We start from the raw sequence: 9,605 nt of genomic DNA, 5'->3' as shown, positions 1-9,605 counted from the left end.
GATCGTCTTCCGGTCGAACATCCCCTCACCCTTGCGCCCTGGAATCAGGCATCAAGCGTAACGGTGGCTGGCAAAGGACTCCCCGCTAATCTGCGAAGAACCTTTTTTTTGGCGGGCCGATACGAATGGGCCCGTTCGACACTCAAGCCACCTTGACGCGCGCGCCGATAGGGTGGGCGCCACCGCTTGCCAGACCGAGGATTTCCGTGGAATCGACCGTGCACCCCTTCTCCGAACTGTTCGCCCAACTCGGGCTGCCCGATGACGACGTGTCGATCCGCGCGTTCATCGCCCGGCATGCGCCGCTGCCCGACGACGTGCGGCTGGAGGAAGCGCCGTTCTGGACGCCTGCGCAGGCGCAGTTGCTGCGTGAGGAGCGGCTCGAGGATGCGGACTGGATCGTGGTCATCGACCAGTTCAATGTCGCGATGCACGCCACGCCCGACCCATAAGGGGCGCTGCCGTGCGTTGCTGGCCCTGCTGGCGACCGCATTCGCGGCGTGCGTTGCGCAGGCCGCCGGTCCCACGTCCGACGCAGTGCGCACAGTCGCTCGCATCGGCGTCAACGTGCCGCCGGTGGATCGCGATCCGGGGCTTGACGATCACACCGTGCTCGTTCGCGGCCGCGGCATCGTCTAAGTCGCGCCGTCCGTCCGGGCCATCGCGCGCCGCCGACAGCGCCGGCGGCGCGGGCCCCGCACGTCAGGGGGTGCCGGGCGTCCCGGTGCACACCCGGTCGGGATGGTCGCTCCGCAGCAGGATCGCGTCGTTCGCCCCGCGGGTCCACAGCACATTGCCTTGGTCGTCGGCGTAGCGGGCGCCCTGCATGGCCGGATCGCTCTGGGTCCGCAACACGACGTGCGTGCCATCGATCGCCACGCTTGCCTGGCCTTGCCCATCGAAGGTCGCATCCACCGGCGTGCCTTCGCAGTCGTAATGCACGACGCGCGCGATGGGCGCAGCGTCGGTGGACGGCGTTTCGGGATCCGGCGGTGTCGTCGCGTCGGGCGAGGGCGGCGGCACGGTGTCGTCGGCCGGTGCCTGCGCTGGCGAGCAGCCGGCGATGGCGAAACCCAGGACTGCGATGATCAAGGGTGAAGCGTGGCGCATGGTCGTCTCCTTGCGTGTGGACACCTGGGACGGACATGGGGGAGGCGCGTTTCGCAGGCTACCCGTCCCCCGGGCGGCGGGTGTGAAGACCGCGTGGAAGGTCGGTCAGCCGCCGATGTCCTCAGACGCCCGGCAGATCTGCGACGGCATACCGTCCACGGTGATGTCGGCTTCGTCCGAGCCCTTGGTCCACAGCACATTGCCCGCGTCGTCCGCATAGCGGGCTCCGCTGGCGGCCGGCGTCGTGCGCAAGGTCAGCGTGCGCCCGTCCACTTGCATCAGCGCGGTGTCGCCGTCGTCCTCGTAGGCGACGGTGTAGCTGCGCTCGCCGCAGTGATAGCTGACCGTCGACGATGGCGTGCCCTCCGCCTCGCGGGCGGCGAGCGAGCCGGTGGGCGGCGGTGCCTCGATCGCCGCGGGGGCAGGGGGAGGCGAGGCGGGATTGGCGTGCGTCTGTTCGGCGCGGTCGTTCGAGCAGGCCGCAAGGGCCAATCCGATCAATGCGGCGGGCAGGGCGGCATGGCGCATGGCGAGTCCTCGTGCGTGGTTGGCAGCCGCCGGGGCGCCCGGCGTGACGGGCTGCCATCGTGGACCGGTGCACGTCAATGTCAGGTGCGCAGGTTCGCCAGACCATCGTGACCGGATGCGAACATCCTGACCGGCACCATGGACGGTCATCCGACGATGCCCGCCATGCCCATCCATCGTGTCTTCGCCTGTGTCCTCGCGCTGTGCGCGGCGTCGCTGGCCGCCTGCCAGCCCAGTGGCGAGACTGCCACGCGTCCCGACGCCTCCGCAGCGGCCGCCGAAGGCGCCCCCGCACAGGGCGCGGCGATCAACGACGATGTCGTCGTGTCGACGAACGAGCCGTTCTGGCAGGCGCGGGTCGAGGGCGATACGGTCGTGGTCACCGGGATCGAGGCACCGGCACGCCGGTTCGTGCGGGCGTCGTCGTCGATGACAGCGGACGGCCGACGTATCGAGGCCCGGGACGAGGCAGGCGATGTCGTCCTGATCGTGCGTCGTATGCGCTGCGAGGACGACATGTCCGGGGCACGGTTCCCGCTGACGGCGTTGCTGACGCTCGACGGCGACGGTCCACATCGCGGCTGCGCCAGACCGGCCTCGATGCCGCCACCGCGGCCGCCCGGCGAGACACCGTAATTGCCCGCAGCCCCCGACCGACGGGGCTGCGGCGTCGGTTTGGCGAAGGGTCTCGGCGCCACGGCCGCACGCGTGGCAAGCGTCGGCTGGCACCTGCGTGCGCATTGGAGAATGCGGCGCCCGACCGCGTGGTCCTGCCACGTCGTCGTCTTACGTTGCTCTATCTGGGGAAGCGCGCGGGCGAGCCCCCGCAGCAGCGGGCGGCTGCCCGGCGCGCCGGGCGCCTGCGCGATCAGGCGCTGCCGATCTGTTCGATCGCGACGATGTCGCCGACCCAGACGAAGTGCGGCACCGTGGGATCTTCCAGGTCGTCGAGCCGCAGCCGGGCGTTGTGGCCTTCGTCGCCGTCTGCCGTGCGGAAGATTTCCAGTGTCGGGCGCGCCGACACCACGCCTTCGACCTGCGTGCCGTCGGCGAGGGTCACCTTTACGATGGCTTCATCGTCGAGCAGGCGGATGTTGCGCTCGAGCGCATCGATCTCGGTGCGCTCGATATGGATGCGCGGCGGCGTCTGGCTCATCGAAAACCTCCGGTCGGGAGGCCGCATGATGCCGCAACGCTGGGCCAAGGCCGGGTGAGGGCGGGCGTCAGCGTTCGGGTTCGAGGGGTTCGCGCAACAGGCGGTCGTACTCGCTGCGGATGACCTCGTAGCATTCGCAGGCACGTTCGAGCAGCGAGGCCGGCTCGACAACCTGGATCAGCCCGCGGCTGTAGCGGATGCAGCCTTCCTCCTGCAGCCGGCGCGCCGCTTCGGTCACGCCCTCACGGCGCACGCCCAGCAGGTGGGCGATCTGCTCCTGGGTCATCTTGATCTCGGTCGTGCCGATGCGGTCGTTCACCAGTAACAGCCAGCGCGACAGTTGCCGGTCCACCGTATGGTGGCGATTGCAGACCCCGGTCATCGCCGTCTGCGTCAGCAGGGCCTGCGCATATCGCAGGACGATGGCCTGGAATACGCCGCCCAGCTGGAACTCGCGTTGCGCGGCGTCGGCCCGCAGCGCGAGCGCTTCGCCGCCGACCTGCACCACCGCACGCAGCGGAATGCTGCGCGCGCCAGCCAGCAGGCCGGCGCCGACGACGCCTTCGTTGCCGATCATCGCGACTTCGCTGGTGTCTCCGTTCTCCAGCGCGTACAGGACCGAGACGATGCCTTCGCGAGGGAAATACAGCGTGGAGCGGGACGCGCCTGCCTCATGCAGGACCTTGCCGACCGGCAAGTCGACCAGTTGCAGATCCTTGCCCAGGCGATCGCAGACTTCCGGTGGCAGGTCCTGAAGCAGTCCATTGAGAGGCGCCCAGGGCGCATTCCTGTTCATGCGGTGTACTTGGATCCGGCTCGTTCATTCAACGATGAATTCTCGTTGCTGAATGGGGTGTCGTATGTGCGAAACCGCGCATACGCTCTGCTGAATACGTTCGGTACCGCACAGACGGCGTGAAAACGGCGCTGCAACGTCACGTGGGCAACCTTGGATGGTGCGCTAGGAACGGGCAACGACAGGAGCGTCGCATGAGAACGGATGATGTCGAGCTGTGCCGCATCTATGGACAGATGGCGCGCGAGTATCTGGGGACGGTGTCTTGGGAAGAGTGCGTCGCTCAGCTGGAAGCCGGCTGGCTGCGGCTTCGACGCGACGAGAGCATCGCCTGGGACGACGCCGAGCCCCTGGTACGGGCCTTCTGGGAACTGGCCGACTGAGTCGCTGTCTGTCCTGCTCACGTGCTGTCCGTTTCACGTATGCGTGAGCGCCGACGCGCTAGCGTCCGATGTCATTCGCTCGAGGGACGGACGATGGCACAGATTCGAATCGGTCGCTACGACGGCCCCGCTGGCGGCTGGGGTTCGGTGCAGTCCCTCGCCCGACACGGCCTGGGCCACGACGCGCCCAGCGTCGAAGGTGCGCGCCAACTGGCACGGCAGAACAAGGTCGACGGGTTCGCCTGCGTCAGCTGTTCGTGGCCCAAACCTGCCGAACCCCACGCCTTCGAGTTCTGCGAGAACGGCGCCAAGGCGACGATGTGGGAACTGGACGAATCGCGCGCCGACGCCGCGTTCTTCGAGGCCCACCCGCTGTCCGCGCTGCGGCAATGGGCCGACTACGACCTCGAAGCCCAGGGCCGATTGGTCGAGCCGATGCGCTACGACGCGCAGCGCGATCGCTACGTGCCGATTTCGTGGGAGGACGCGTTCGCGCTGATCGGTCGTGAACTGCGGGCGCTCGAGCGCGAGCGCGTGGTGTTCTACGCGTCCGGCCGCGCATCGCTGGAGGCCTCGTACATGTACGGCCTGCTGGCGCGCGTGTACGGCAACAACAACCTGCCCGACAGCTCCAACATGTGCCACGAGAGCACGTCCGTTGGACTGCCCAGGAGCATCGGCGTGCCGGTGGGCACGGTGCTGCTGGAGGACTTCGAACACTGCGACTGCATCCTGTCGTTCGGCCAGAACGTCGGCGTCAACAGCCCGCGCATGCTGCACCCGCTGCAGGACGCCAGCCGACGCGGCGCGGAGATCATCACCTTCAATCCGCTGTACGAACGCGGCTGGGAGCGGTTCACCAATCCGCAGGAGCCGCTGGCGATGGCGACCGGGCAGTCGACGCGCATCAGCAATGCCTACTTCCAGGTGCGCGCCGGCAGCGATCTGTCGGTGCTGCAGGGCATCGCCAAGGCCTTGTTGGCGCTCGATGATGCGGCCGTGGCCGCCAACGAACCGCGCGTGCTCGACCTGGCGTTCATCGCCGAGCATACGCACGGCTTCGATGCATTCGCCGCGTCGCTGCGCGCCAGCGACTGGGCGGACCTGGAGCGCGAATCGGGTCTGTCGCGCGCCGACATGGAAGCCGTCGCCGGCGTCTACGCCCGGGCCAAGGCGACGATCCTGGTCTATGGCATGGGCCTGACCCAGCATCGCCACGGCGTCGACAACGTCCGCATGCTGTGCAACCTGGCGCTGATGCGCGGCAATGTCGGCCGCCCGGGCGCCGGCATCTGTCCAGTCCGCGGGCATTCGAACGTCCAGGGCCAGCGTACCGTCGGCATTTCCGAAAAGCCCGAACTGGTCCCACTCGATCGCCTTCAAGCACAGTACGGATTCGAGGCGCCGCGCAAGAAGGGGCGCGATACGGTCTCGACCGTCGAGGGCATTCTCGACGGCTCGGTCCATGCCTTCATCGGGCTGGGCGGCAACTTCGCGCGCGCCGCACCCGAGACCGGGCCGCTAGAGGCGCGCTGGGGCGACATGGCGTTGACGGTGCAGGTGGCCACCAAGCTCAACCGCAGCCATTTGCTGTGCGGCCGCACCGCGTTGCTGCTGCCGTGCCTGGGCAGGCTCGAGGAAGATGTGCAGGCGACCGGCCCGCAGCGGGTCACCGTCGAGGACAGCACCACGTGCATCCACGGCTCGTTCGGGACCAGCCGTCCGGCCAGTGCGCAGCTGCGCTCGGAGCCTGCCATCGTCGCGGGCATCGCGCTTGCGACGGTCGCCGGTCAATCGCAGGTGCCCTGGCAGGCCTGGATGGACGACTATGCCAAGGTCCGCGACGCGATCGAGGCGACCTATCCCGAGCAGTTCCGCGACTTCAATGGGCGGCTGCATGTGCCCGGCGGTTTCCCGCGTCCGGTCGCCGCGCGCGAGCGGCGCTGGCAGACAGAAAGCGGCAAGGCCGAGTTCCACGTGCCCGACGTGCTGTCGGCGACCGGCTTCGAGGATCGCCCAGGTCGCTACCGGCTGCTGACGATCCGCAGCAACGACCAGTTCAACACCACCGTCTATGGGTATCGCGACCGGTTTCGTGGGATCGAGGGCACGCGCCGCGTCGTGCTGATGAATGCCGACGACATCCGCGCGCTCGGCATCGAAGAGGGCGAGGAAATCGCGCTGGCCACCGATGTCGAAGATGGCGTGCGCCGCGAGGTCGGTGGCCTGCGCGTGGTGCCGTATCTGATTCCGGCTGGCTGCATCGCGGCCTATTACCCCGAATGCAATCCGCTGATCCCGGTCGCCCACCACGCGATTGACAGCCATGTGCCGGCCGCGAAGTCGGTGCCGGTCCGGATCGTGCGGGGACACAACGACGCGCCGGTGCCCGCAGGCCCGGCGCCGGAATGACTGGCGGTTGCATCATTGGGAAGTGCCGCACGGTCCTGCGCCCGTGCGGCGCGCGGGTCAGAGCATGGCCAGTTCGGCGTTGCCGAGCGTCCGGCCGTAGTGGCGTCGCAGCCGCAGCTTGCGCTCCAGGTCATCGACGATCGCGCCACTGAAGTCCAGGCCGGTCAGTTCTTCGACCATGTTGATGCCGCCCGGCGTGTCGACGTTCACCTCCATCAACTTGTCGCCGACGATGTCCAGCCCGACGAAGTACATGCCGTCGCGGATCAGTTTCGGCGCCACCAGTTCTGCCAGGCGCAGCGCATCGGCATCGGGCACCGCCATTTCGTACTTGCCCCCGGCGCTGATGTTGCTGCGCGCATCGCCACTGTCGTTGTAGCGCCGGATGCAGGCGTAGGTCCCGTCGACTTGCAGCGGCCGGCCGTTGAGCATCAACAGCCGCAGGTCGCCGTTCTTGGCGGCAGGCAGATACGCCTGCGCGATCGCGTAGCCGTCTCGGGTCACCGCGTCGATCATCTGATTCAGGTTGCCGGCGCCGTTGCCATCGACGACGAACACGCCCTGGCCGCCCGATCCCTGCAGCGGCTTGATCACGCCACAGCCCTCATGTGCGGTCAGGAAGGCCTTGATCTCCTCGGCGTCGCGGCTGATGCAGGTGACCGGACGCACATCCTCTGGAAAATGCTGGAAGTAGGTCTTGTTGGACGCGTCGGTCAGATGCGTGGGATCGTTGACGACCAGCACATCGTGCAGTGCGACCAACTGCGCGAACAGCAGTGCGCTGCCAGGCGCCCAGGGGCGTTCGACCAGTTCCTCGGCCGGGTCGCTGCGCAACATCAGCACGTCTAGGTCCTGCACCGAGATCCGTTCGGTCTGGCGCTCGGGCCCCTGGAGGTCGGCAAGCAGCGCGCGGTCGTCCTCGTAGCGGTCCAGGCGCGGAATGCGGGCGCAGGCGCGAATGGTGCCGCCAGCGTCGTAGGTGAAGTCGCCCAGGCCGATCAGGGCGACCTGATGACCGCGATGGACCGCCTGCCGGGCGAGGCGAATGGTCGTGTAGTTGTCCTGCTCGGTGTCGACATCGTTGACGACGAAGCCCAATCGCATCGGGGTGTGCTCGCTGGCGCTCATGGTGTGGGTTCCGGGGGGCGGTGGGTCTGGTGGAGGCATTCGACCGGCGTGCGACGGCACGCGTCGAGGCGGGTGGAAAAGTCGTCGGCCGCGGCGTAGCGGGGCAGCAGTGCGGGTGGCACGACCCAGCCGTCCTCGATCAGGGTCTGGAGCAGGTCGAGTTGCGAGAGGGCGAACTTGCCCAGGAACAGCGCATCGAACGTGCCGTCGGCGGCGAGGTAGGCCAACAGGTCGCGCACGCCGCGCAGGTAGACCGCATCCTTGGTCAGCCCGCCGCCACGGCGCGCACGCAGCGCGACATCGAAGGCATCGTCGGTCGGCAGGGCGTGGTGGGTGTGCAGCCGGTCGAAGATCGCCGGCAGGCCCTCGCCGTTGGCAGCCATGGCCGCGGCGACGACGCGTGCAGCGAGCACGCGCAGGCGCTCGCCGGGTAGATAGCCGGCCAGATACTCAGCCAGCACCCCCAGCCCTTCCTGGGTCGGATCGTATTGCGCCAGCCCCACCTGCAACTGGCGCAGCGCCTGCTGCTGGCCGTTGTGACGGGTCACCACGTGGGTGCCGATCTCATGCTGGATCAGCGGATCGACGCGGGCGTGAGGCAGCCGGATGTTGCCGTCGATGTAGAACGTGCCGTGGGACACCATCAGCATCGAGCTGATGTCGGTATCGACCACGACATCGATGTGGAAGTCCGGCGCTTGCGCGCGATACCAGTCGATCTCCGCCTCGACCGCTGCGCGAACCTCGTCGATGCCGGCATCGGCGACCAGCGGTTCGCCTGCCGGGACGTCGGTGAGAATGCGCCGGGCCAGGTCCAGCAGGTCGGGTTCGACATCGCCGAACAGCGCGATGCTGGCCGCGATGAAGTCCGGTCGGTCGCGCGCCTGGACCAGGTCGATCATGCGGCTGAGCTCGCGCTGCTTCTCGGCCAGCAGCGCCTGCAGCGCCGACGGCGCGACGTCGCCGATCGGCAGCGCATCGAGCTGGTGGCGGGCCGCCTCGAGGTCGGTCTCCAGGTCGGCGTAACGCAGTTGTGGCTCAACCATTCGTCCGGTGGCGTCGAACTGGCGCCACAAGGCTTCGCCGTCGAGCGGCGACAGCGCGATCAGCCAGTCCAGTTGCGCGTCCATGCGCGCCAGCGCGTCGTCGAGCTGCGCGGCGACCGGGGGCAGGGCGCGCGCCTGCGGACGGGCCATCGCGACGCTCTCGGCGCTCACGCCAGGAACTCCGGCCGGACCGCCTCCACGGCCTGCTGCAGCCCGTCGCGCAGGGCGTAGAGCGCGGGAATGTCGACCTGGCCACGCCATTCGTCCATGAAGATCTTTTTGTACTCGGGCGAGATCGTGCAGACGCGATCGCCCCAGTGCGCATAGACCCATTCCGGGAAGTGGCCGCCGGTCGGGAATCGCACATTGCAGCGCACGTCGGGCAGTACACCGCGCACCGGATGCCGGCGCAGCACGTTGGCGAAGCGTCGCGCGGTGCCGCCCCAGCGCGCATCGTCGAGCGTGGTGACGCCCAGTTCGATGTCGGGGTTGTCCGCCTGCTGCGCCGGATCGGCGTGCGCGCCATCGCGGCGATGGTTGTAGCTGTGGATGTCGATCAACAGGGCGCAGCCCCAGCGATCGACCGTGCGATCGATCAGCTCGCCCACCATCGCGTAGAAGCGGTCGTAGAGCGCCAGCGAGGCCGCGCGTTCGGCCTCGGTCAACGGCGAGGCCCACACCTGCAGCCCCCAGGCCGCTTCGGGCGTGGCGTAGATGGCCTGGTCACGCGGGCGGTTGAGGTCGACTTCGAAGCGCGACGTGCGCACACGCAGGCGCACGTCGCCGATCTGACCCAGCAGGCTGGTCAGCGGATCCTCCTCGCGCCAGCGCGTGTCCTCGTCGAGCGCGACACGATCACGCAATGCGGGACGCAGCAAGTGACCGTCGTGGATCGCAGTCGTGATGACCGGGCCATCTGCGGCGACCAGATCCCATGCGTCCTCGCGCAGCCGCAAGGCGGGCGGGATGCTCGGCGTCAGGAAAGTTTCGGAATGGGGGCGACGTGGATCGGGAGCGACTGGCATGGCGCGCATGCTCGCAAGCGG

General features: G+C 68.4%; 11 protein-coding genes. 4 read left to right on the top strand and 7 right to left on the bottom strand.

Annotation, left to right across the window (positions count from 1 at the left end):
* The first annotated feature begins 206 nt into the window (after nucleotides 1-206).
* Nucleotides 207-452, top strand: coding sequence for a DUF2789 domain-containing protein (locus ABE488_RS13370; protein WP_346448851.1), 246 nt, complete (start codon nucleotides 207-209; stop codon nucleotides 450-452).
* Between the two features lie 250 nt (nucleotides 453-702).
* Here the strand turns inward: ABE488_RS13370 and ABE488_RS13365 are convergent, their stop codons facing one another.
* Nucleotides 703-1,110: an MliC family protein gene (locus ABE488_RS13365; RefSeq protein WP_346445347.1), complete on the bottom strand. Its 408-nt coding sequence runs from the start codon at nucleotides 1,108-1,110 to the stop codon at nucleotides 703-705.
* Nucleotides 1,111-1,215: 105 nt separating this feature from the next.
* Nucleotides 1,216-1,638 (bottom strand): MliC family protein, encoded by a 423-nt coding sequence (locus ABE488_RS13360; protein ID WP_346448849.1) that lies wholly within the window; start codon nucleotides 1,636-1,638, stop codon nucleotides 1,216-1,218.
* A 165-nt stretch (nucleotides 1,639-1,803) separates the two neighbouring features.
* On the opposite strand from ABE488_RS13360, the gene ABE488_RS13355 reads away from it, so the two are divergent.
* Nucleotides 1,804-2,274, top strand: coding sequence for a hypothetical protein (locus ABE488_RS13355; RefSeq protein ID WP_346448847.1), 471 nt, complete (start codon nucleotides 1,804-1,806; stop codon nucleotides 2,272-2,274).
* 232 nt (nucleotides 2,275-2,506) lie between these two features.
* Here ABE488_RS13355 and ABE488_RS13350 read toward each other — a convergent pair whose 3' ends face one another.
* On the bottom strand, nucleotides 2,507-2,794 hold the full coding sequence (locus ABE488_RS13350) for a DUF3247 family protein (RefSeq protein WP_346448846.1): 288 nt from the start codon (nucleotides 2,792-2,794) through the stop codon (nucleotides 2,507-2,509).
* Nucleotides 2,795-2,861: 67 nt separating this feature from the next.
* A complete protein-coding gene (locus ABE488_RS13345; protein ID WP_346448844.1) occupies nucleotides 2,862-3,590 on the bottom strand; it encodes a Crp/Fnr family transcriptional regulator in 729 nt (242 codons plus the stop codon).
* Nucleotides 3,591-3,784: 194 nt separating this feature from the next.
* Between ABE488_RS13345 and ABE488_RS13340 the strand changes: the two genes are divergently transcribed.
* Both ABE488_RS13340 and ABE488_RS13335 read left to right on the top strand, forming a co-directional pair.
* On the top strand, nucleotides 3,785-3,973 hold the full coding sequence (locus ABE488_RS13340; protein ID WP_346445352.1) for a hypothetical protein: 189 nt from the start codon (nucleotides 3,785-3,787) through the stop codon (nucleotides 3,971-3,973).
* A 93-nt stretch (nucleotides 3,974-4,066) separates the two neighbouring features.
* Nucleotides 4,067-6,385 carry an FdhF/YdeP family oxidoreductase gene (locus ABE488_RS13335; protein WP_346448843.1) on the top strand — a complete coding sequence of 773 codons (2,319 nt, stop codon included), beginning with the start codon at nucleotides 4,067-4,069 and terminating at the stop codon, nucleotides 6,383-6,385.
* A 57-nt stretch (nucleotides 6,386-6,442) separates the two neighbouring features.
* Here the strand turns inward: ABE488_RS13335 and ABE488_RS13330 are convergent, their stop codons facing one another.
* Genes ABE488_RS13330 through ABE488_RS13320 form a run of 3 tightly spaced genes read right to left on the bottom strand, consistent with a single transcriptional unit; the run spans nucleotide 6,443 to nucleotide 9,584 of the window.
* Entirely contained in the window at nucleotides 6,443-7,513 is a 1,071-nt protein-coding gene (locus ABE488_RS13330; RefSeq protein ID WP_346445354.1) for a glutathione synthetase, read from the bottom strand.
* Nucleotides 7,510-8,730 (bottom strand): tyrosine/phenylalanine carboxypeptidase domain-containing protein, encoded by a 1,221-nt coding sequence (locus tag ABE488_RS13325; protein ID WP_346448842.1) that lies wholly within the window; start codon nucleotides 8,728-8,730, stop codon nucleotides 7,510-7,512. The genes ABE488_RS13330 and ABE488_RS13325 overlap by 4 nt, the downstream gene beginning before the upstream one ends.
* Nucleotides 8,727-9,584: an N-formylglutamate amidohydrolase gene (locus tag ABE488_RS13320; protein ID WP_346448840.1), complete on the bottom strand. Its 858-nt coding sequence runs from the start codon at nucleotides 9,582-9,584 to the stop codon at nucleotides 8,727-8,729. The genes ABE488_RS13325 and ABE488_RS13320 overlap by 4 nt, the downstream gene beginning before the upstream one ends.
* Nucleotides 9,585-9,605 lie beyond the last annotated feature (21 nt).

The sequence above is a fragment of the Luteimonas sp. TWI662 genome, from assembly GCF_039673825.1.
GTDB lineage: Bacteria > Pseudomonadota > Gammaproteobacteria > Xanthomonadales > Xanthomonadaceae > Luteimonas.
The sequence above is the reverse complement of the archived record's forward strand: the minus strand, read 5'-3'. Positions and strand labels throughout refer to the sequence as shown.